Here is a 22,885-nt window from a genome sequence, read left to right on the forward strand (position 1 = left end):
GCTATGTATCGAGCAAGTGGGCATTCGGAGTAATCAGTCTTAATAATAAGACCCTTAATAACAGCATAATAAAAAATTAGGAGCATTACATGCATCAATTGAAAAAAATAAGCGCTGCAATCGCAGTGGCAAGTCTATCAACAGCAATGTTTATGAGTCAGAGTATTGCAGCGACGAATGATGGTCAGAGTGCCAATAACGCCTCTAGTATGGCTACGACTGATATCAGTCCAGTAACCAATGGTGTCAGCCAAAAGCTGATGGGGAATAGCAAAACGGTCAGTTCGCTCAAGAACTTACTTCCCGTTATCAACTATACAACAGATAATTTGTCTCCCATGGCAACAAAAGTGAATGCAGCAAATTGGAAGGCAGGTACAAAAATCGATCGTACCACAGGGACAAAGTTGCAGGCACTATTGAACTGGCATCATAATGGCGTGGGTCCCGTAGATGGATACTGGGGTAAGAATACGCGCAAAGCAATGCAAGCATTTCAAAAGGCAAACGGTCTGAGCGTCACTGAAAATTTGAACAACGAGACATGGCAAGCATTAACTAAAAATGAAAAGCTGGTTGCCCAGCCTGTCTTGGTGAGCTATCAATTAAGTGATGACGATGTGAATGTCAAAACGATCAAAATACCAGCTGACACAAAAGAAAAAGCCAAGCTCGATGGCATGTATTATGAAAGCCTCACTGAAGCGCTGGCAGAAAAGTTTCATATCAGTGAAGATTATCTAAAAGCATTGAATCCTAATGCCAAGTTTACAGCTGGTGAGACCATTATTGTCTATAACCCTAGCAATCCTAATACCAAACCTGTTAGTCGCGTTGTTGCAGATAAGGCTACCGAGACATTGTATGCTTATGATAACAATAACAAACTGATTGCTAGTTATCCCACCACGGTAGGAAGTACCGCGACACCGTCACCAACAGGAACGCATACTGTAGAAGTAAAGGTACATGAGCCTAATTATACGTATACCGCTGATGATGGTAGCAAGTTAATCATTCCGCCAGGGCCTAACAATCCTGTTGGCTTGGTCTGGATTGGACTTAGCAAACCTACATACGGCATTCATGGTTCGCCAGATCCTGCCCGTATCAGTCGCCAAGCATCAGCAGGTTGTATCCGTCTCACCAACTGGGATGCACTGGCACTTTTAGGAGTAATCGAAAATGGTGCCACGGTTGAATTCAAATAAAAGCTGTTTTGTGATTCAAAATTGATATTCAAAGAGTCCATAAAACACACAAAAAAATACCGCTGATATTAGCGGTATTTTTTTACTAAAATAAGTTGCATGCAGTAAATATTAAAACATTGATAGGCAATAATGAGTAGGTTAGCATTTTCATTATTATTATCAGGTAAACCACTCAAACATTCATATCAGCGGTAAGGAACAACGTAGCAACTGGTAGTATAAGTAAATGCTCTTATACCATTTTAGTTGATAAAGAGTTAGTTCTTACCACGGTAAGTAATGCGACCTTTCGATAAATCATAAGGTGTCATTTCTACTTTAACTTTATCGCCTGTTAAAATACGGATATAGTGTTTACGCATCTTACCAGAAATGTGAGCAATGATTTCGTGTCCGTTTTCTAAACGCACTTTGAATAAAGTATTTGGAAGGGTGTCGATGACTTCGCCTTCAAATTCAATGATATCGTCTTTTGCCATAATTTGTATCAATCAATTAAAAATAAGCCCATATTATACGTAAGTTGACTGGTTAAAGCAATACAGAACATGGTTTTGACTTGACAGTCTGTAAGTGATATGTATATCAATCAGGCAGGTTTAGCCAAAGTGGCGTTAAAGGCGCTTTTGGAAGCAATTTTTGAAAATGCTCAGGATAGTAAGCATTAATAAAATACAAACCATCACCAGATGCAGTTGGCGGTGCTATGGTACGATCTTTTTTGTTTAAAATATTCAAAAAATCTGTCGGATCAAGTTCATGTCTACCAATAGCATACAACGTGCCCATTAAATTACGAACCATGTGATGCAAAAATCCATCTGCTTGAATATCAAAAACGATAAACTGACCGTGAGAAAACAAGTTTGCATGGCTAACCTGACGCACAGGTTGGTTGGATTGACAGGCCGCAGCACGATAACTGCTAAAGTCATGTGTACCCACGATATCGGCTGCCGCCAATTGCATCGCTTCTAAGTCAAGAGGTTCGTAGATATGCGTCACTTGATGGTTGAGTATCGCAGGACGCTGTGCTTGATTGAGGGTGATATAACGGTAACGCCGTGCAATGGCACCAAAGCGTGCATGGAAGTCGGCTGGCATGGGTTGAATCCAGCGTAGCGCTATGTCATCAGGCAGTAGGCTATTTACACCGCGCAACCAGTTATGTGTAGGGCGATACGCACGCGTGGTAAAATGAGCAATCATATTGCTAGCGTGCACACTGGCATCAGTACGCCCAGCGGCGACGACTTCTACTGGCTCATTGGCGACCTTACTGATGGCGACCTCCAACGCTTCTTGTACACTCAGTACTTCTCGCTGCCGTTGCCACCCATGATAATGCGTGCCTAAAAACTCAATAGCAATTGCTAGGGTATAGGTTGGCAAAGTTTCAGGCTTGCTGGTTTTTATGTCAGGCATTATGTCAGTGTTAGGCATTGTATTTGTAAAGCTTATAAAATGAAAAAGGAGTTACCGTTTTTTAATGGTTGTACCGGTTTGAGTCACATTATTTAACCAGCGCTGTCGGCGTCTCGCTGGACTGTCGTAACGTAGTAACAACCACAATAAGCGTGCATAAACAGCGGGAATGGTCAAACGGCCACCAGAGATCACATGGTGCTCGTATTGCCAACTGCCAGCCGCATAACTATCGCTAACTCCGCCAAACGGGCATTGACTAGTACCTACTACCATATGTCCTTTTTGATGAGCAAGCTCCAAGGTTTCTGCCAAAGCTGCTGAATAAGGGACATTGCCGGCACCAAACCCCATCAAAATAATGCCAGAAGGCGGCTGTGATAGTAAGGCTTGTAATTGACTGTTTATCGCTTCAGCATCATTGGGCAAACAGTATAGCGCGCTGATACGCACGTTATTAGCACGGCTTTGAATATTTTCTACTACTTCTTGCTGGTCATCTAACCAATGCTGACGACGAGTATCTGGTAGGCTTTTTATATAACTGTTGGCTGGATAAGCTGCTCTAAAATGACCTGTAAACGCCATCAAATCATGACTGTGAATTTTTTGAACCGTCTGAGCAGGCCACGCCTCACCACCAAAACTGATCTTGACGCCAGATTCACCTGCTGCTGCCAACTGTAGTGAATGATTCAGATTGTCCCAAGCATCGCTATGCTCATCGATACAGTAAGAGTGGATCACTTCACTGTCTAGTAAAGGACGCATACTCCCAGTTAAGACAATACAGATATCGCTACCAGCAAAAGCTTCTGCCAAAAAAGCGCCCAAATAGCTTAGCGTGTCTGTCCCAGTAATCAACACAAAACGTCTACCACCTTGCGCATATGCAGCCATTAGAAGCTGATAAAAATGGGCAAAATCGCAGGGTGTCAATTGACTGCTGTCTTTGAACAACGTGTTGTCTAACCATGAGCTTTTTGATAGATGTGCTGTGTGCTCTTGAGCTGCTAATAGCTCCTGCACGATAGGTAAAAACACGTCTGCTGATAACGATGATAAAGGTTTTCCATAGCTACCAAAGGTGCCACCGGCATAAATCAGTTGAATAGGATCAGATAGAGTCTTTGTCATAGTAGAGGATGGCATAGTATTGGTACGATAAAAGAAGATAAGGCAGTAATAATAGATAATATAAAGGCGAAATGCAAAAAAATCAGCAAGTATTCTATGTTGTATATTTATAGAATACCTGCTGATCAAAAATCAAGCTATTTATGCTTGTTGTATCTGTAATTACGCTGTGCGTTTAAGCAAAAGTTTGGCTTGATGTTGCTGCTCTTGGTTACCTTGATCGATAACTTCATTGAGTAAGCGTTTGGCGCTATCGTATTCCCCCAATTGTACATATTGAGTGGCCAAATCTAAGGTCACTTGATGACTATCCAACGACTTTACAAAATCAAAGTCTGCTGAAAAACGGGATGCGAAATCTTCTGCTGATTCGGTATCAGTTTCATCTTCAAAAGTAATGTTACTGTCGGTTTCGACAGGTGCTGACGACGTCGGCATTGCTGGAGTACTTGGCTCAAACTCAAAGTCTTCCTCTAATACGGTGTTGTCATCGAACAATAGCGGCTCAGAAGCGGTAGTAACCTCTGGCGTCTCAATAATTTCGCTCTCTACAGAGTTGTCGTCGAATCGCAGTTCTTCAAGACTGATGTCTTCAAATTTATTATTGTCAAGGTTACCATTTTCAAGGCTACTGTTTTTAGAGTCAATATTTTCAAAAGTGTGGTCGTTAGAGCTGCTGTCTTCAAAGTCAGTATTTTCAAGAATGAAATTATCGATGTCATTCGTGTCTTCAAGAGTAGGTACAACGCTCTCTGACACAGTCTCTGTATTATTTGATGTATCAAAATCATCTAATGATAAGACGAAATCCTCTTCATTTTGATTCGAATCGATATTCAATGCTTCGACAGTTGATTCTTTATTATCAGTAATCGTATCGGTCTCAGCATCGGTGACCAAATCATCAAAATCTAAGATGAACTCTTCGCTTTCTAACGTCATATCTTCGTCAGCGTTATCAGAGTCACGTGACGCTACAGATGTGTGAGTTGGTGCTTTATCTGCTTCAGATGAATCAAAATCAAAGTCGAAATCAATGATATCGCTGTCTTCACTAGTTGTCTCATCGACGGTAACGGTATTGAAGCTTTCTTCTTCTGTGTCATTCGATGAGGTTACAGGCGCTGCACTAGTAGTGACTGGTTCTTCAAAACCATGATCTTCAAAATCATTGTCAAAGTCGCTGAGGGTAAGATCAAAGTCGTTTTCTACTGATTCATTAGTAGAGCTGATTTGATCAAACTCATTTGGCGCTGCGGTTTTATGGGTTTGCTCATCTGCCCAAGTAGGATTGCTATCTTGTACAGCTGGCTGGTCAGGCAGGACGTTTTGATCGTCAGTTTGGCTGATTGGTAAGTCAAAATCGATACTTTCAAAGTTGGTTTGATCTTCTACTGGTGCTGCTTCTACAGCAACTGATGCTTGCTCTTCAAAGAATAAAGCCTTTAATTCATTGGCCTGAGTGATACTTTGTGGATCGCTCTGAGTTTTAATAGTGTCATAAACAGTGTTAAAGTTTTCAGGTTGATCGAGTGTGGCATAAATGCTCAGTAGCTTAAGTAATAATTGACTGTCGTTCGGCTTCTCATTCAGTCCGCGAGTGAGTGTCTCAATGGCTTTGTCATGGCGCTGCTGATCGATAAAGCGCTGAGCAATGGTGATGTGATCAAATTTCTTATCAATATCTTCACGGCTATGAGCAGGAGTATTGTCAGTTGTTTTGGCGGTCGGCGTTAGAGTTGCAGCCTTTTTCCCTGTTTGAATAGCGGGTGGTATTGACGTTTCTTGTGCTTTCTTTTTGCGCAATACTAAAACAGCTACCAATAAGATGAGCACCAATCCGGCGATGATATATAGCATATTGTCCATAATTACTCCAACGCCTATCTATGATCATGGCGTACTGCATTGATCAATCAGGCAATTATTGATTGCGTAGTTTTTTAAGACGAGCTTGTAGCTCAGCCAGTTTTTGGTTTTGTAATTGAATTTTTCTAGCATAGTTATCAAGCGCGCTACTGGTCTTTGATAATTGCTGTGCTTGTGTCGCTGTGCTTTGTCTTGATGATTTTAGAGTCGCTAAGATATCTGTACTCAGACCATTACCCTTGGTCGCTGCTGATTTTGCCTGTGTGCCCTCGGCACTACCGTTATGATCAGGCGCTAGAACTGAAAACTGAGCTTTTGGCAATGTGCGAGTCTTAGTGGTTGTAGGCTCTATACGTTGTTTGTTTGCTTGAGCCATTTCAGATGACTGCTGTGAGGGTTTTTTGGTGGTTTTGGGTACCGCAGCAGTGTTTGCGCGGCGACTATATTGTCTTTGTGCGCTAATCGCGTCTTCTATTTTTTTCTGTGATGGGATCACCTCATAGCTGGGCAAGTTTAGCTTTGCATCTGCTTTTAGTTGACCTGCATCTTTATTGATGAAAGCGTCAGGGTTTTGTGATTGAATCTGCTTCATCACGGTTTGGACATTCAGATCATTTTCTTGGGCAATTTGCTGCGCGATCATCCATAAGCTATCGTTGCGTTGTACTTGGTATTGAGCCGCTGTGCTATTAGTTGTATTGCTAGAGACGGCATTGGTAACATTCTGAGGATTATTGAGGGTCTTGGCGTCAGAGTTTGCGATATTCGCTGGTATATTGCTAGTTGAAGCAACGATAGAGGTGGCATCGCTTGTATCAAGGTTTGTCTCTGAATTTTTAACAGCCAAATCTTTAGCCATAGTGTTATTGGGCATTGGTTCAAGATTAGAGGCAGCAACAGTGCTGACTTCTTTCTCGATTCTTGGCTGTATCTGGCGAGTGACTTGTATATTCAAAATATCTAACTGTTTGTCAGTAATAGCTTGAGTGGGTGCTTTATCAACTGCAAGGGTGGCTTGACTATGGTTTGCGTTATTAGCAGTACTATTATTGAGCCTGTCGTTGGCTATGCTTTCAATAGAATTGGCGCCAAGGCTACTTTGCTGAGTTGCAACATTTGCTTTATCTGTCAAACGACCATTGTCTAAACGGCTAGGTGCATAAGAGAGGCTGTTGCCTGCTGACGCCGTGACGGTAGGCGCTTGGATACGAGTCGCCTGAATACTAGGCACAGGCGATTTTGCAGCGATCAACTCATTTGTCGATGAATGGACGGCTGGTAGATTCGATGTAGACACCAATGGCGGCGGCGCGCCTTTTCTGAGCGTCAGCGGCTTGGCAGTACTGGCAGATACCCTTGGTAAGTTCGGCTTTTTTGCCCCTGTGTTGATGCTAGTAGATGTATTAAGGGGCAGGCCCGCATCGAGCGGCATCAGCAAGGTTTTGGGAACGACATTGCTCTGACCTTTATCATTAATGGTTAATACCACATCAGCAAAAGGTTTTGATACTGGCTGTGAGGTGGTAATGATGACTTGACCACTGGTTGCTGACGTGGGCGTAAAGCGTACCATCATTGAATCTGTTTTGGTCAATCCCATTTGCTGATAAATAGCTGGGTTTGCTAAGCTTGCTGAAAAGTCTGCTGCTCGAATATCAGTGACGACGATACTTGCTGCTAGCGGCTCATGCTGGGCAGAGGTGACGACTGTCTTGCCAATCGTTGCGGCCTGAGCACTTGAGGTTAGAGCCACATAACCGACAGAATACAATAATGCCATCGAAATCGCGCGATGTACAGTAGTCAAGCGATGAGAGAGATGACAAGACATGAGCCGCCCTTTAGGATATAAGTTGTCTTTGCTGTTATAGCAAAATACTAGCCAGTTTACCAGTTTATTTCACAACTGTTGTGACCAATAAAGAAATGTTTGTCTTATGTTCTATTTGCCTTTTTATCGAGCAACATGGCATCGCCGTAACTAAAGAAGCGGTATTGCTTTTCAATGGCGTGTTGATAGGCATGTTCGATGGCAGCTTTGCCAGAAAAAGCGGAGACCAACATCAATAAAGTAGATTTGGGCAAATGAAAATTGGTCAGTAGACGATCTATCACCCCAAACTTAAAGCCAGGGTAGATAAAGATATCTGTATCGCCTGACCAGCTAGAAAGTGGTTGACCTGCTGTCGCAGTCTTTTGATACGCAGTTTCAAGGACACGAGTGACCGTCGTGCCAATAGCAATGACTTGGTTGCCGTTGGCATGAGTTTGGTTGATAAGATCAGCGGTTGCCTGCGGTAAGTGAGCATACTCACTATGCATCGTATGATTGAGCAGGTTGTCTGTCTTAACGGGCGCAAAAGTACCAGCGCCAACGTGCAACGTGACAAAAGCGGTATTGATGCCTTTTTCTGTTAGTTGATTCAATACAGATTCATCAAAATGTAGGCTTGCAGTAGGGGCCGCCACACTTGCAAGCTTGGCTGGATCATGAAAGACAGTTTGATAACGCGTGTTATCCGTATCATCTGCATGACGCTCAAAGTAAGGCGGGATAGGCAGCTCGCCATAAAGCTCTAGATGAGGCAAAATAGGGGCCTCAAATGCCAAAATAAACAGATTGTCTTGACGACCAATCATAACCGCATTCATATGACCATCTGCCAGCGATACACGCTGCCCAAGCTTAGGTGCCTTACTGGCTTTTACATGACAAAGCGCAATATGTTCTTTATTGACAGTCGTATCGTTTACGGTCTCTATGTGTAGAGTGGTTACATCTAAATCTGAGAGGGTCACCAAACGCTCAATCAATACCTCAATCTTACCACCTGTGTCTTTTTGACCAAATAACCGCGCCTTCATCACTTTTGTGTCATTAAACACAATCAAATCGCCTGCGTTCAATAAATCGGGTAATTCAGCAAACAAACGATCCTGCACACTGGCTGTGTTTTTTTGATTATCAGTGGCTAAATACAGCAGTTTTGAGGCAGAACGTTGTGCCAGTGGATAGCGAGCAATAAGACTATCTGGCAATTCATAATCATAATCATCAACGCTCAAATAGTCTAAGACGTTGTGGTCTGCATCGTTATCAATTAAGGTGAGAATCGTAGAATCTAGCGCATGAGAGTCGGTCATAATGAGTCTTTAAATGAATGTAAATTTTGGCACAATTGTAGCAGAAATGAGGTTGTGAGAGGATAGCTAAATACAATTACTCATACCTAAAATAGCTTAAAAACCATAAATAGCCTAAGCATTAATTTATCATAATGGACCATAGATAAAAACACCCAAGATTTATGAGTTATAAAACTATTCAAATAAATTGAGCTGAGGTAGCAATTGTGCTGCTGGTAGTAACGATGAAAAAGTAACGCCCACCAGCCGAATGGGAAGCTGGCGTGGAATGTCTAAAAACAACTTATCAAGCCAATAATGAGCAGATTCGGCGCTATCAAAAGCCGTAGAGAGCGTGTGTGTACGCGTGATTTGCGTGAAGTCTGCGTACTTTACTTTTAAAGTAATGGTATGAGCGATGAGCGCCTTCTTTTGTAGCTGATTGAATGCGTCCTCATTTTGTTCATAAATCTGTATACGCAGTGCATCATCATCGTTTAAATTCTCTGTAAAGGTGGTCTCTGACCCAACAGATTTATGCGTTCGCTCTGATTTTACTGCACGCTCATCACGCCCATGAGCAATGTCATGATAAAACTGTCCACGCTTGCCAAACTCTTGCACCAATAAAGCCGCTGACAGGTTGCGAAGATCCGCACCGTTATTGACACCCATCGCGTGTAGACGCTGAGCAGTGGCCTTCCCAATACCGTGAAAGCGCTCGATAGGTAAGGTGCTAATAAAAGCTTCACTGTCTTCTGGCGTGATGATGGCTGTGCCATTGGGCTTGTTAATATCAGAGGCAATCTTGGCCAGCATTTTGTTAAAAGATACCCCAGCAGAAGCTGTCAATCCAGTGTGCTCAAGAATCTGGGCGCGTAGCCAATTGGCCATTAGGGTTGCTGACCCTTGATGGACTTTTAACCCAGTGACATCTAAGTACGCTTCATCCAATGACAACGGCTCAACATGAGGCGTTAAGCGGTACATAATCTGACGGATCTCGCTGCTGACGGCTCTATAAACCTCAAAACGTGGTCGTACAAATATCACGTCTGGACAGCGTTTGCGCGCCTCGTAGCAAGACATGGCAGAACGCACCCCAAATTGACGTACTTCATAACTGGCCGCTGCTACCACACCGCGACCATTTGGATCGCCGCCTACGACCAGCGGTTTACCTTGCAACTCCGGAAAATCGCGCTGCTCAACACTGGCATAAAAGGCATCCATATCTATATGGATAATCTTACGAGGATTGGGGTTTTTGAAGGTTGTCATAGTCCTTATTTTACCTGACAGACAGTTTGAGTTCAGTATCAATTATTGTCGCAATCAATATAATAACCATGTGTTTCAACACCTACTTGGTTGAGCCAACATCAGTATTAAATGAACGACGCACAATGATTGCAACGTGCTACTAAGATAAATTTTCCTTGCTGAGCCGTTGCTGTCAGAGGCTACGCAAAATTTATCTTAGTAGCACTTTATTTGTTTTATAGTGAATCAACCATGTGCTGACATCAATATACTTGACTGATATGTAAAGCGGAGTGTACCTGTGAAAAAATTCGAAGAAATATGTTTAATAGTCATTGATGACATTAAGTCTGGTAGAAAAAAAATTGGAGACAAAATACCTTCAATTCGTGCTATGTCAAAACAATATAACGTGTCAAAAAATACCATAGTGAACGCGTATAGTATTTTGTTAGAGCAGCGTTGGATCAAGGCGTTACCCAAATCAGGGTTTTATATCAGTGAAGATTTATCCAGCAAAGAGACGCACAATACCATGCTGGATTTGACCAATTTTTATAATGGCGTCGATTTACTTGAGCAACAGCTGGTCAACGAGTACAGTCACAAGCCTGGTGAGGGTAGATATCCAAGAGAGTATATGGATAAGCTCAAGCTAGACAGCTATTTGGGTTACCCGAACTATAGTGACAAATCCTCTTATCTTGACTATGGATATGGTGATCCAGCCGGTAATAGTATGCTTCGAGGACTGATCACTGACATACTCAAAAACCACTCTCTTGACGTTGATTCGCAAAATGTCTTAATGACCTACGGTACCAATCATAGTGTGGATTTAATCATTAGGCATTTTTTATCAGAAGGCGATAACGTTATCGTAGAGTCACCTGGATATTACCCTTTATTCAGTAAGCTCAAGCTTCATAAAGTGAATACGATTGCGCTCAAAAGAACCAAGTTCGGCTTAGATGTGAACAATCTAGAAGCCATTATTCAAAAAAAGCATCCTAAAATGTTGTTTTTGCAGCCCTTCGCGCACAATCCAACAGGAACAGACTTAACCATAGAAAACCTTGAAGCCATTAAGTCGGTCTGTATAGAGAATAATGTGGTTATCGTGGAAGATGATCCTTTTTTACTGATTCGAGAAAAAGCCGCCAGTTATCTGTTTAGTGAAGACGATCCTGTGATTTACTTAAGCAGCTTTTCAAAAACCGTTTCGGCCTCGTTAAGATGTGGTTTTATTGTCGCCTCTACACCGTTAATAAAATCCCTTACGCGTCTAAAAATGATAACGGTCATCAATACGTCATCAATCACCGAAAACATCCTTAATCATATGATCAGTAGTGGCACACTCGGCAGTCATCTACAAGCACTAAAGAGTCTGTCACATGAAAAGTCGGCCGAATCAATCACGGCGCTGAATACCATCGAAGGCCTAAAGCTTTATCCTCATAATCCCAGCGGTCATTTTTTGTGGTTTCGTATTCCAATGGATGACAAAAAAGTCGTCAATCACGCCAGAAAAAACAATATTTTTATGGCACCAGGCAATCTGTTTTTTCCTTGTGAAAATACGTACTTTGCTTTGAGAATCAATAAATTTTATATAGACCAAACCACGGTTACATTCATTGAAGAAGAGGTGTTCAATACGCGTTAGCCCATTGTTTGTTATGACTACTTTAAGCCAGTTGCCCAAAAAGAAACTGCTGGGTGAACACATTGTTCACGCTTAGTACGACTTCACGACCTATCTGTTTACCTATTTTACTTATCCTGCTTATCTAGTGACATCTTCCTGTATTCAATCGACTGTATTGGCCACAATTACCGCGCTTTATAAGAATGGGTACAGTTTTGAGGGAAAAAGCCTTTCTGTACCCTTGGAAGAATATTCTGCGCATGGTATTTCTATAATAACGGACTGAGATAGTACTGCTATGAGCAGTCTTAGGGTTTGCTATATCAAACCCTTTTTAAAGGAATCATTTTACAGGATGTATACCCATGCAAGACTCAACCTCTTCTTCGCGCATTTCCAGTTTTTATAAACTTGAGCACCAGCAACGGTTAGAAAAAATCGCTGAATTTTTGGGCGAAAGCAATTTCAATCAAGAGCACTTTTTGAACACTGGTAATACGGAGTTTCAAACCGTTGATAATATGATTGAGAATGCCATTGGTACGATGAATATACCCATTGGTGTTGCTACCAATATGATCATCGATGGTAAAGACAGATTGATTCCTATGGCGACAGAGGAGTCGTCCGTGGTGGCGGCTGTTTGTAATGCCGCCAGACAATGTCGCGCTACTGGCGGTTTTTATACCCATACTTCTGAACACATCATGATCGGTCAGATTCAATTGGTTGATGTCATCAATCCCATGATTACCAAACAAGTTATCCTCGAAAATGAGCACGATATTAAAGCTATCTGTAACGACGTAGATCCATTATTAGTGAAGTTAGGCGGTGGGTTCAAAGGGTTAGAAGTGAGAGTGTTGGATGATGGTCATGAGTACAATATTATCGTACATATTTTGGTAGATACGTGCGATGCCATGGGTGCAAATGCAGTCAATTCTATGGTTGAGGCGTTATCACCAGCGTTAGAGAGCTGGACATCTGCCAAGGCAAATATGAGGATTTTGTCAAACCTTGCAGACAAACGCCTGTCAATGGCTCGTGCCACATGGCCTACGGATGAAATAGGAGGCGAGGCCGTCAGAGATGCGATGCTATCGGCATTCCGATTTGCAGATACTGATCCTTATCGGGCAGCGACCCATAATAAAGGCATTATGAACGGGATATCGGCTGTGATTTTGGCAACAGGGAATGACACACGAGCGATAGAAGCGGGCGCTCATGCTTATGCTTGTAAGACAGGCCAATACCGCAGTTTATCCAGTTGGGGTGTGGATAAAGACGGTAATTTATGTGGCAGCTTAGAGCTACCTATGGCAGTCGGTCTGATTGGTGGTGCGACCAAAGTGCATCCAACGGCGCAGCAAAACTTAGAGATTTTGAACATTGATTCTGCAGATGAGCTGGCTAGGATTACGTGTGCGGTTGGATTGGCACAAAACTTTGCGGCAATGAAAGCCTTGGTGACCACAGGCATTCAAAAAGGCCATATGTCACTGCATGCAAAAAACATTGCACTTATGGCAGGTGCCAAAACCCATGAGGTTGATACAGTAACTGAGCTATTGGTTCAGAGCGGCAAAGTACGTATCGATGTGGCTGAAGAGATTTTAACAACCTTACGTCAAAACAATACGTAAGCGGGGCATGTCGATATAAAAAAGGTTCAGTAAGCATCAAGGTCGATGCTTCAAGGCTGGTTTTTAGATGGTCATTCTATACGGACTATGATGACAAGGATGAATATGACTATGGACAGTTCAAACAGTGATTTGGTAGAGGTCTGGGGAGATACGGTTAATTTTAAGTCCATGCTGTTCGCTATCGTGATAGGTAGTGTCGTGAGCACAGGTACTTTTTTATTGGCCAAGTTTTTTCTGTCTTCTTCGTCTGGAGACACCACGCTACTTAATGGTTATGCAATGCTTATTGGCTTAGGAGGGTGTCTGCTCTCAGGGTTTATTTGCTCCATTATGTTTAAACCAGCGAGGACAGTGATATCCAGTCAAGAAGACAATAGCGAGAATGTCAAAGCATTCATTGTCGACTTGATTAAAGACGATCCCAATTATACCAGCGTCGATGACTTACCTGCTGAGGTAAAAGAAGAGCTGAATTTGTTGCAATTAATGACTGTGTTTCAAGAAGCCGAAGAGACAGCAAAAAAGAAATAATAACCCATGGACGGTTTTTCTAAGTATTTATATAAGAGCCATTAGCCAATACACGACAGCCACTGGCTAAGAGTACAGACTTCAAGGAAGAAGGCGATGTTACATGAGATTTTGATTCAATTTTGGCCAGCGCTGATGTATGGCGTTATTGGCGCTATTATTTTTTCGCTGATTGGTATGGTGTCAGGAACGGATGAGACCGCGACCATGGTACCACTCACCTTAATGGTGATTATCATTGGAGCGCCACCAGCCGCCGTGTTTACGTTTTGGATGGCAGGTGCGGTGTCCAAACACATGACGCATGCCATACCGACAGCGCTGCTGGGGATTCCTGGTGACACGATGGCGACGCCTATGTTAGAGGAGGCAGATCTCTTACGGAAGTTGGGCATACCGCATATTGCTCTCAAAAAGATGATCTCAAGCTCAATTATATCGGCTTTTATTGCGGTGGTTGCCGCTGTTGGGTTTGCCTTAATTTTAGCGCCATTTGGTGATATTATTACTAAGTTTGCGCCGTGGATTTTTTTAATAGCGGCCATATCGATTGCTTATTTTTCTAAAGGTAAGTGGGCATCGGTACTATTACTCATTCCCTTTGTGACGTTCATCTTGGCGCTAAAAGCCTTTACAGCACAATACGATACCAGTCTGGGCGTGACTTACTTCTTAGCCATTGCTATCGGCCCGCTAATAGCAGATTTGTTTACCGTTATGAGTCCTGCTGGTAGAAAGTTGCAATCTCGAGCAAAAAATAATGAGGTTCAAGTCGCGCCAGATTTGAAGCTCTGGCAGGGTTATTTTCCCAATCCATTTAAAATTTTGAACAAGACACAGATTAAATTTACGGTAATAACCTCCCTCATATCGAGTGCCACCTTTGTGTTTAGCCCAGTAGCGATGACCGTGATATTGGGCGAGTTTGTCGGTTCGCGTATCAAAAATACGTATCACAGGCTAACGACAGTCTTATCTTCTAAGAATGGGGTCACTGAATCGACCTACATTGCAGAAGCTTTGATTCCACTCATTGCGTTTGGTCTGCCGCTCAGTCCAGTCGCTGCTGGCCCTGCCGCGCCTTTATTCAATGCGCCGCCTGTGTTCAATGTGGAGACAGCTGAGGTAGCAGGTAATAATTTGCACCACTTACTCAGTCCGATGGATTTTCTTTTTTATGGTGTCCTATCAGTCATATTGGCCGCTATTATCGCGTATCCTTTTTCAATGAACTACGCCAGAAACGCCGCTTTATTTGTAGTGAAAAAAATCAGTCACGAAGCGATTATCGCCACTTTTATCGGTCTGATTTTGGTCATTAGTATATGGGAAGGCGGATTGGTTGGCGTGTTTACCGTTCTAGGATTGGGTTTATTGGGTGGTCTTTTATCAAAGCACTTCTCATTCAATACAGGCTGTCAGTTCATGGGTTATTACGTGGCTGTGCTGTCGATCCCTGCGATTATTTGATATCGACTCTTGATGAGTAACATCTTTAATAGAGTGCTGAATAGCGTTCGGCACTCTTATATATTGTTAAACAAAGAATAGCGATAATGATAGTAAGGCATGGCTAAAAAATTTGGTATGAATTCTACTAAGCACGAATAAAGGTGCTAAGGTGAATGAATCAGGAAGAAAGTAATTTTAAAAGGGAGAGTGAATTTGTTGGCTTTATTGGGGTTTTTGACGATTGCTGTATTTTTGGTTCTTATATTGACTAAAAAAGTATCCGTGATTGTTTCACTGATTTTAGTACCGATCGTTTTTGCATTAATAGGCGGTTTTGGCAGCGAATTGGGCACTTTTATGTTGGACGGTATCGTGAGCGTGGCGCCAACGGGCATCATGTTAGGGTTTGCTATTTTATTTTTTGGTGTGATGAATAATGCTGGACTATTTGATCCATTAATTACAAGAATCTTAAAACTGGTCAAAGGCGATCCAGTAAAAATCACCATAGGGACAGTTGTCATTGCCATGATTGCTCATTTGGATGGTTCTGGAGCGTCTACTTTTTTGATTACCATTCCTGCATTATTACCGCTATACAATAAATTAGGCATGAGCCGAATTGTACTCGCGGGTATGGTAGCGCTCGGCGCAGGTACCATGAATCTTACGCCTTGGGGCGGACCAACCGCACGAGCCGCAGCGGCACTAGAAGTTAGCACCGCTCAGTTATTTAATCCTATTATCCCCGCATTCATAGCAGGTATCGTTTGGATCATCTTTGTGGCGTATCTGGTCGGAAAAAAAGAGCGTAAACGTTTGGGTGTTCAGGAGATGGAGCATAGCTTGCAGGATGAGATGACCGAAGAAGAACGTAGTATGCGTCGTCCTAAGCTGTTTTGGTTCAATTTGGTATTGACCGTTTTGACCATTGTGGCGTTGGTTCAAGTATGGCTGCCATTACCAATTGTCTTTATGGTGGCGTTTGCCGTCGCTGTGCTTATCAATTATCCCAAACCAAACGATCAGATGGATCAGATACGCGCGCAGTCGGTTGGCATGATTACGGTTGTTTCGATTATTTTTGCTGCTGGTATTTTTACAGGGATTCTGTCAGGTACTGGCATGATTACGGCGATGGCGACGTCTTTGGTTAACATCATTCCTAATCAAGTAGGCGGCTTTATGGGAGTGATTGTCGCTACCATCAGCATGCCACTGAGTCTGATATTCACCCCAGACGCTTATTACTTTGGTGTCATGCCGATTCTGGCAGAGACGGCTGGTGCCTATGGATTGGATCCTGTTCAAATTGGTCAGGCATCTATGCTTGGACAAATGACCACAGGGTTTCCTCTAAGTCCTCTCACGGCTTCGACATTTTTATTGATTGGGTTGGCAGGGGTAGAGCTTGCTGATCATCAAAAATTCGTATTCAAATGGGCGTTTGGGACGACCATCGTTATGACCATTGTGGCAGTCATCACTGGCGTCATCATATAAATAGAATATATAAAGAAAAAAGGAAACACTTCATGAAATCTATCAAAATTGGGTCGGGTGCAGGGTATTCAGATGATCGATTAGAACCCGCTCTTGATATCATTCGAGATGGCGATGTTGATTATATTGTGTTTGAATGCTTAGCAGAACGTACCATTGCCATTGCACAGCAGCGCAAAATGAAAGATTCAAAGCAAGGTTATGACAGTCTGCTTGAGTATCGAATGGAGCAAGTCTTACCGCTTTGTGTAGAAAACAACGTCAAAATAGTTACCAATATGGGCGCGGCCAATCCAAAAGCGGCTGCCGAAATGGTCAAGCAAATCGCTGAAAAACAAGGTTTGCACCGCTTAAAAATAGCCGCAGTCACTGGTGACGATGTATTCCCAAAAATTGAGCGTTATCAGAATGAGACACTGTTAGAAAACGGTCAGCAAATTCAAGCGCTTGGCGAGTCAATCGTTTCGGCAAATGCGTATATTGGCGCGGCAGGTATCGTACAAGCGCTTAAGGCAGGTGCCGATATAGTCATCACGGGCAGAGCTGCTGACCCGTCATTGTTTCTTGGTCCCATGATGTATGAATTTGGCTGGTCTTTTGACGACGCTGAATTGATCGGTAAAGGCACCATCGGCGGGCACTTAATGGAATGCGGCGCGCAGATTACAGGCGGGTATTTTGCTGATCCTGGCTACAAAGAGGTACCAGAGCTGTGGAACGTAGGTTTTCCCATCATGGAAGTGACTGAAAACGGAGAATATCATATCACTAAATTGGCGAGCGCTGGCGGTTTGGTGTCGTTAGCCACAGTAAAAGAACAATTGCTTTATGAGATTCATGACCCCGCGAACTACCTAACGCCAGACGTCATTGCTGACTTCTCTAATATTCAAGTTGAAGAAGTAGCAAAAGATGTGGTTAAGGTGTTTGGTGGCTCGGGCAAACCAAAGACGGGTTTGCTAAAAACGAGTATCGGATACAAAGATGGGTACATTGCCGAGGCAGAAATCAGCTACGGCGGTGCAGGTTCAGTTGAAAGAGCAAAACTGGCCAAAACCATTATGGAAAAAAGACTGGCGGCTCAAGGTATTGAACCCATTGAGACGCGCTATGATTTTATTGGACTCAACTCTTTGTATGCCAATGAGGTTTTTGACACTCAAGAAGTCTCTGAAACGCGGCTTCGTATTGCTGCAAGAACCGAGGATGAGACAGTTGCTAATGCTATCGTGCGAGAAGCAATGTCACTTTATACCAATGGGCCAGCAGGCGGCGGTGGCATTCGCTCAAATATCAAAGAGATAGTATCTATAGGCTCAATACTCATTCCCGAAGCAGACACTGATATTAACGTTTCATATTGGGAGGTATGATAAATGAAATTACGTGAAATAGCCCATTCCCGAACAGGTGATAAAGGCAATATATCCAATATTTCTCTTATCGCTTTTAAAGAAGAAGATTATGAGCTTCTCAAAAACAAGGTCACTGAAGATATCGTCAAAGAATGGTTTAAAGACATTGTACAAGGAGAGGTTGTTCGTTATGAGCTACCGACTCTCAATGCGTTCAATTTTGTGATGCATGGCGCGCTGGGCGGCGGGGTGACCAAGTCGTTAGCGCAAGATATGCATGGCAAAAGCCTAAGCTCTAAATTATTGGATTTAGAGATATAGACAAGTCAGTCGTTTATCGCAGGTCTGACAGCTGCATATAGCAGTTTTGGAAATTATGTATTTAAGAGAGTGCCTTCATATCAAGGTGCTCTTTTTTATTGAAAGTTTGAGTATGAGGGCAAGAGGTCGAAACATCAAAAAATATCATATTAACGAGACAGCTTGTGGTTAAATGAATAAGAATAAAAAGCAAGAATAAGGTAGCCTCAGGGTTATAAATAAAGTCTACATTCGGCTAACAGGGAAGTAAAAAAATGAAAGGGATTACACGTTTTTCAAATAGCTTGATGGAAAAGTATTTACCAGATCCATTTTTATTCGTCATTATCTTGACGGTTGTCATCTTTGTCCTTGGTCTAGGATTGACGGACTCTTCACCCGTACAAATGGTTGCATTTTGGGGAGAAGGGTTTTGGGCGTTACTTGCATTCTCCATGCAAATGGTGCTGGTGCTGGTAACGGGCTTTGTGCTTGCAAGCAGTCCGATTTTTAAAAAAGGGCTTGGTAAGCTGGCAAGCTTTGCCAATTCGCCAGGCAGTGCCATTGTTTCAGTGACGTTGGTGTCACTGGCTGCCAGTTGGATAAATTGGGGATTTGGCTTGGTGATTGGTGCGCTATTTGCCAAAGAGCTGGCAAAGCGCGTGGAAGGCGTTGATTACCGCTTATTGATTGCTAGTGCTTACTCTGGGTTTATTATTTGGCACGCTGGGTTTTCAGGATCGATCCCTTTATCGATTGCGACAGAGGGTCATCCATTCGCGGACAAGATTGGTATCATTCCAACGAGTGCTACTATCTTTGCCACTTATAACTTAATTATCGTTATTGCGCTCGTGATTATCGTGCCTGTATTAAACCGTCTGATGATGCCAAAAGCAGAAGATACAGTGACCGTCGATCCCAAGCTCTTGGTTGATCCTATCGTTGAGGACGTTCCAGCTAAAGCCGATATGACGCCAGCAGAGCGTTTAGAAAATAGCTGGATGTTATCGATGATTATCGGTCTGATGGGCATTGCCTTTATCGTTTATTATTTCGTGCAGAATGGCTTTGCGTTAACGCTCGACTTAGTGAACTTTATGTTCTTGTTCCTTGGGATTATTTTTCATGGCACGCCTCGTAAGTATTTGATAGCGGTTCAAGAGGCAGTCAAAGGCGCGGGCGCTATCATCGTACAGTTCCCATTTTATGCGGGTATCATGGGTATGATGACCGCCTCTGGTCTGGCGGCTATTATGTCGCAGGCGTTTGTTAATATCTCGACAGCAGAGACATTGCCGCTTTTTGCCTTTTTGAGTGCTGGACTCGTCAACTTCTTCGTGCCTTCAGGTGGTGGACAATGGGCGGTACAAGCGCCAATTATGTTAGAAGCGGCAGAAATGCTGGGTAGTGATCCGGCAAGAGTAGCGATGGCAGTGGCGTGGGGTGATGCATGGACCAATATGATCCAGCCGTTTTGGGCCTTACCAGCTCTTGCCATTGCAGGACTAAAAGCCAAAGACATTATGGGCTTTTGTGTCATTGTTTTGGTTGTCAGTGGCGTGGTGATCGGTTTGGGATTGCTGTTTTTATAAATACAGTTTAAGCGTTAAAGCATTGGCCTTGCCTTTAGGGGTGGGGCTTTTTACGCTTGAATACCAAAAAGATGACGACTATCCCATGGTTTATTGAAAGAATGATAAATGTTAGAAAATAAAGGTTTTATCTTTATGGTTAATTCAGAGTAAATGTGGAACATACAGAGGTTATATCTTATTGGTATAAATCTTCCTTCCTTGCGGTTCGAGAGAATATTCATTGAACACAAGACTCAAAACGTGCCAATAGACTGGTTATGTGCTCAACTGCATCTGCATTGCTCAAGCGATAGTATTTTACTTTTTAAGGAAGAATCATGACCCTACAAACACAGCAACAGACATTCATTTATAAAGTAATGATAGTAGGATTATCGTGTGGGATAACCATGTCAGCTATGGCTGATCTTGGTAAAGTGAGCACGTTAGTGAGTAACGGCGTAGCCACTGCTCAAGCCACTCTTGGCCATATGTATCTTACTGGAGAGGGTATTGGTCAAGATGACGTTAAAGCGTTTGAAAGAACCAAAGAAGCTGCTTATAGAGGCAGAGCGTTTTCTCAGTATGCACTTGGTGAGATGTACAGTAATGGCACGGGCGTACGTCAAAATGATACTAAGGCCATTGAGTGGTACGAAAAAGCTGCCAAACAGGGCAATGCTGAAATTCAATATAATCTTGGAACGCTTTATCAAAATGGTGACGGCATTCCGCAAGATGATCACAAGGCAGTTGAATGGTATCAGAAGTCAGCTGATAAAGGTTTTGCACCCGCTCAGTATAATCTGGCTGCAATGTATTACGAGGGTCAAGGGGTGAGTCAGGATTACGTGGAGGCACTAAAATGGCTAAGAAAAGCGGCTGCTCAAGGATATGCGAGCGCTCAAAACAATATCGGCGACATGTACGAGACTGGCAAAGGCATTGAGCGCAATGATACAAAAGCCGCTGAATGGTATCTAAAAGCTGCAAATCAAGAAATAGCCGAAGCTCAGAACAGTCTTGGCTTGATGTATTTTGAAGGCCGCGGTGTGAAGCAACACAAGGCCAAATCGCAAGAGTGGTATAGCAAATCTTGTGACAACGGATATGAGCCTAGTTGTGATGAGTTGTAGCTGGTGGTAGCGAATTTAGGCTAGAGTGGCACTTGGTAAAATCTATATTAGTGACAATATATATGGCGATAAATCTAGTGCTAACACCAGATACAACAAAGCCCCTGATATCAGGGGCTTTGTCGGCTCTATAAGTAACTATAGAACTATATATTGGTACCAGTGGTCGGAACGGTATTTATCACGTAAATAACTGATTTTAAGTGGAAAATTATTTTTATAATTTTTAGATGTACATGGCAGTGTACAGAGGGTGCTGATTTCATTTTCTCATTGATGGCTAACAAAATATAATTCAACTTTCTCTTATTCTGATTTTAGCGTTTATGAATACTTGAATTATGTCAACTATCGGACTTAATAGATTCGTACTCTGCGTCGATAATTCTTTTTAAGCAGGATGTTATGTCTTCACCGTAGGCTTCTGATATTTCTTTAACTTTCTTTTCATAGCCATGTGGCAACTTGATTTTTTTTTCAGCTTTCACTGGCTTTTTATCCCTAAATACCTTCTGATTCCAAGCAGTACGCATTCTTGATATCCATTCAACTTTGGCGTCGCTGGCCTCATAAGCACTTTGGACTAATTTTCCGTAAGCCTCTACTCTTGGCAAACCACTCTTTGTGAATTTTCTATAATTATTGGCTTTACTTTTCTTTCCATCTTTATCCATAGCTTCATTTTTTACAATTTCCTCTGTTTGTTTTAATTTTAGTCTCTTACTTAAACTTTGGTCCAGTTCAATTGTATTTTTAGTCTTGCTAATAAGCTTTTGCTCCAAATCTAAATGTAAATCAAGTGCATCCAGTGAAGCACATATTTGTGCATAGCGCTCCTTGTTACTAATAGGAAGAAATGTAGGGACGTTGATCAAAAGATGATTTTCTTGTAGGTACTGAATCGCCCAGTCTATTTGTTTGTGATTTTTATAGTTCAACCAAACCAAATCTTTAGGACTCACTTTATGGCTATTGTAGCTAGGGATTGCAAACTTCATTATTCGGATTTTGTCCCATCGTTGAAAGAACCCGAAAGTGCTTCGTTCCTTTTCTCTACCGTATTGGTAACAGTCGAAATTTAATATCAGGTCTCTAGAAAAAACATTATGCACAATCTCTATTGATAAGTTCCAGTTTTGTCCAATAATTAATAACGAGTAGAACCAAAGAGAGGCTCTTAAGTCATCTTTTAACCAACTTATTAACTCATCTTTAACTAGGCATAAGTCTGTTCTAAAAAAGGTGTAATCAGTCATACCCCTATTTGACTCATGACTACTAATAAGCTTGAGATTCTCAATATCCTGTAAAGGTCCAGTTACGAACCCTAACCGTTCTAAATTACAGTATATAAATTCAATCTCTCTCTGGGAATATCTTATTTTGTCAAAATCAAAATGATTATAGTCCAATTCAGTCTACCTTAACTTTGAATATTAACTGAGAAATTTTAGTAATTATAATATCATTTAATAATAATTTTAGAGTGATTTTTACGTAACGTAAAATACTATACCTTCCTTGTGTTACATAGGTTTCAGGGGTTATAAATATATTTATTTGGTTCAATAGAATCAGTATATTATTCCTATAAACATAATACGTAACTCCCCACACAATAAACTCGCTTTTAAACGGGATTTTAAAAACCCAAAGCTAAGTTACAGCGTGATATTTTTTGATCTTAAAATCCG

18 protein-coding genes are annotated in these 22,885 nt (G+C 42.2%); 10 read left to right on the plus strand and 8 right to left on the minus strand.

Annotated elements, in window-relative coordinates:
• Positions 1-89 precede the first annotated feature (89 nt).
• Positions 90-1,211: a L,D-transpeptidase gene (locus CZ794_RS08950; protein WP_087041257.1), complete on the plus strand. Its 1,122-nt coding sequence runs from the start codon at positions 90-92 to the stop codon at positions 1,209-1,211.
• Positions 1,212-1,471: 260 nt separating this feature from the next.
• Here CZ794_RS08950 and infA read toward each other — a convergent pair whose 3' ends face one another.
• From infA to dinB, 7 genes are all read right to left on the minus strand, one after another.
• Positions 1,472-1,693: a translation initiation factor IF-1 gene (gene infA, locus CZ794_RS08955; RefSeq protein WP_021814850.1), complete on the minus strand. Its 222-nt coding sequence runs from the start codon at positions 1,691-1,693 to the stop codon at positions 1,472-1,474.
• Between the two features lie 106 nt (positions 1,694-1,799).
• On the minus strand, positions 1,800-2,639 hold the full coding sequence (gene truA, locus CZ794_RS08960; RefSeq protein WP_087041258.1) for a tRNA pseudouridine(38-40) synthase TruA: 840 nt from the start codon (positions 2,637-2,639) through the stop codon (positions 1,800-1,802).
• A gap of 51 nt (positions 2,640-2,690) precedes the next feature.
• Entirely contained in the window at positions 2,691-3,776 is a 1,086-nt protein-coding gene (locus tag CZ794_RS08965; protein ID WP_087041259.1) for an asparaginase, read from the minus strand.
• 162 nt (positions 3,777-3,938) lie between these two features.
• Positions 3,939-5,645, minus strand: a complete 1,707-nt coding sequence (locus CZ794_RS08970) for a FimV/HubP family polar landmark protein (protein ID WP_087041260.1) — start codon at positions 5,643-5,645, stop codon at positions 3,939-3,941.
• Between the two features lie 55 nt (positions 5,646-5,700).
• The gene (locus tag CZ794_RS08975) at positions 5,701-7,476 is read right to left on the minus strand and encodes a peptigoglycan-binding protein LysM (protein ID WP_087041261.1); all 1,776 of its coding nucleotides are present in this window, start codon (positions 7,474-7,476) and stop codon (positions 5,701-5,703) included.
• A gap of 104 nt (positions 7,477-7,580) precedes the next feature.
• Positions 7,581-8,789: a tRNA preQ1(34) S-adenosylmethionine ribosyltransferase-isomerase QueA gene (gene queA / locus CZ794_RS08980; protein WP_087041262.1), complete on the minus strand. Its 1,209-nt coding sequence runs from the start codon at positions 8,787-8,789 to the stop codon at positions 7,581-7,583.
• Positions 8,790-8,966: 177 nt separating this feature from the next.
• On the minus strand, positions 8,967-10,052 hold the full coding sequence (gene dinB, locus CZ794_RS08985; RefSeq protein WP_087041263.1) for a DNA polymerase IV: 1,086 nt from the start codon (positions 10,050-10,052) through the stop codon (positions 8,967-8,969).
• 283 nt (positions 10,053-10,335) lie between these two features.
• Between dinB and CZ794_RS08990 the strand changes: the two genes are divergently transcribed.
• The 9 genes from CZ794_RS08990 to CZ794_RS09030 all read left to right on the plus strand — a co-directional run bounded on the left by CZ794_RS08990 (position 10,336) and on the right by CZ794_RS09030 (position 21,191).
• Positions 10,336-11,703 (plus strand): PLP-dependent aminotransferase family protein, encoded by a 1,368-nt coding sequence (locus tag CZ794_RS08990; protein ID WP_087041264.1) that lies wholly within the window; start codon positions 10,336-10,338, stop codon positions 11,701-11,703.
• A gap of 347 nt (positions 11,704-12,050) precedes the next feature.
• On the plus strand, positions 12,051-13,334 hold the full coding sequence (locus CZ794_RS08995; RefSeq protein WP_087041265.1) for a hydroxymethylglutaryl-CoA reductase, degradative: 1,284 nt from the start codon (positions 12,051-12,053) through the stop codon (positions 13,332-13,334).
• Between the two features lie 111 nt (positions 13,335-13,445).
• Entirely contained in the window at positions 13,446-13,868 is a 423-nt protein-coding gene (locus CZ794_RS09000) for a hypothetical protein (protein WP_087041266.1), read from the plus strand.
• A gap of 96 nt (positions 13,869-13,964) precedes the next feature.
• Positions 13,965-15,338 (plus strand): tripartite tricarboxylate transporter permease, encoded by a 1,374-nt coding sequence (locus CZ794_RS09005; RefSeq protein ID WP_087041267.1) that lies wholly within the window; start codon positions 13,965-13,967, stop codon positions 15,336-15,338.
• Between the two features lie 195 nt (positions 15,339-15,533).
• Entirely contained in the window at positions 15,534-16,823 is a 1,290-nt protein-coding gene (locus tag CZ794_RS09010) for a CitMHS family transporter (RefSeq protein WP_087041268.1), read from the plus strand.
• Positions 16,824-16,855: 32 nt separating this feature from the next.
• A complete protein-coding gene (locus CZ794_RS09015; RefSeq protein ID WP_087041269.1) occupies positions 16,856-18,196 on the plus strand; it encodes an acyclic terpene utilization AtuA family protein in 1,341 nt (446 codons plus the stop codon).
• A gap of 3 nt (positions 18,197-18,199) precedes the next feature.
• Positions 18,200-18,499, plus strand: coding sequence for a hypothetical protein (locus CZ794_RS09020; protein WP_087041270.1), 300 nt, complete (start codon positions 18,200-18,202; stop codon positions 18,497-18,499).
• Between the two features lie 254 nt (positions 18,500-18,753).
• Positions 18,754-20,073 (plus strand): short-chain fatty acid transporter, encoded by a 1,320-nt coding sequence (locus tag CZ794_RS09025; RefSeq protein ID WP_087041271.1) that lies wholly within the window; start codon positions 18,754-18,756, stop codon positions 20,071-20,073.
• A 392-nt stretch (positions 20,074-20,465) separates the two neighbouring features.
• Entirely contained in the window at positions 20,466-21,191 is a 726-nt protein-coding gene (locus tag CZ794_RS09030) for a tetratricopeptide repeat protein (RefSeq protein ID WP_256958929.1), read from the plus strand.
• A gap of 344 nt (positions 21,192-21,535) precedes the next feature.
• Here CZ794_RS09030 and CZ794_RS09035 read toward each other — a convergent pair whose 3' ends face one another.
• Complete coding sequence (locus CZ794_RS09035; protein WP_143515715.1) at positions 21,536-22,447, minus strand: hypothetical protein; 912 nt, start codon at positions 22,445-22,447, stop codon at positions 21,536-21,538.
• Positions 22,448-22,885: the final 438 nt, after the last annotated feature.

Origin of the sequence: Psychrobacter sp. JB385, assembly GCF_900163785.1 — a bacterium.
In the GTDB taxonomy this organism is placed as follows: domain Bacteria; phylum Pseudomonadota; class Gammaproteobacteria; order Pseudomonadales; family Moraxellaceae; genus Psychrobacter.

Bases quoted from the DNA above. Each gene is read 5' to 3' on its own strand.
- CZ794_RS08950 (WP_087041257.1), top strand. From the start codon at position 90: ATGCATCAATTGAAAAAAATAAGCGCTGCAATCGCAGTGGCAAGTCTA.
- infA (WP_021814850.1), bottom strand. From the start codon at position 1,693: ATGGCAAAAGACGATATCATTGAATTTGAAGGCGAAGTCATCGACACC.
- truA (WP_087041258.1), bottom strand. From the start codon at position 2,639: ATGCCTGACATAAAAACCAGCAAGCCTGAAACTTTGCCAACCTATACC.
- CZ794_RS08965 (WP_087041259.1), bottom strand. From the start codon at position 3,776: ATGACAAAGACTCTATCTGATCCTATTCAACTGATTTATGCCGGTGGC.
- CZ794_RS08970 (WP_087041260.1), bottom strand. From the start codon at position 5,645: ATGGACAATATGCTATATATCATCGCCGGATTGGTGCTCATCTTATTG.
- CZ794_RS08975 (WP_087041261.1), bottom strand. From the start codon at position 7,476: ATGTCTTGTCATCTCTCTCATCGCTTGACTACTGTACATCGCGCGATT.
- queA (WP_087041262.1), bottom strand. From the start codon at position 8,789: ATGACCGACTCTCATGCGCTAGATTCTACGATTCTCACCTTAATTGAT.
- dinB (WP_087041263.1), bottom strand. From the start codon at position 10,052: ATGACAACCTTCAAAAACCCCAATCCTCGTAAGATTATCCATATAGAT.
- CZ794_RS08995 (WP_087041265.1), top strand. From the start codon at position 12,051: ATGCAAGACTCAACCTCTTCTTCGCGCATTTCCAGTTTTTATAAACTT.
- CZ794_RS09000 (WP_087041266.1), top strand. From the start codon at position 13,446: ATGGACAGTTCAAACAGTGATTTGGTAGAGGTCTGGGGAGATACGGTT.
- CZ794_RS09005 (WP_087041267.1), top strand. From the start codon at position 13,965: ATGTTACATGAGATTTTGATTCAATTTTGGCCAGCGCTGATGTATGGC.
- CZ794_RS09015 (WP_087041269.1), top strand. From the start codon at position 16,856: ATGAAATCTATCAAAATTGGGTCGGGTGCAGGGTATTCAGATGATCGA.
- CZ794_RS09020 (WP_087041270.1), top strand. From the start codon at position 18,200: ATGAAATTACGTGAAATAGCCCATTCCCGAACAGGTGATAAAGGCAAT.
- CZ794_RS09025 (WP_087041271.1), top strand. From the start codon at position 18,754: ATGAAAGGGATTACACGTTTTTCAAATAGCTTGATGGAAAAGTATTTA.
- CZ794_RS09030 (WP_256958929.1), top strand. From the start codon at position 20,466: ATGTCAGCTATGGCTGATCTTGGTAAAGTGAGCACGTTAGTGAGTAAC.
- CZ794_RS09035 (WP_143515715.1), bottom strand. From the start codon at position 22,447: ATGACTGATTACACCTTTTTTAGAACAGACTTATGCCTAGTTAAAGAT.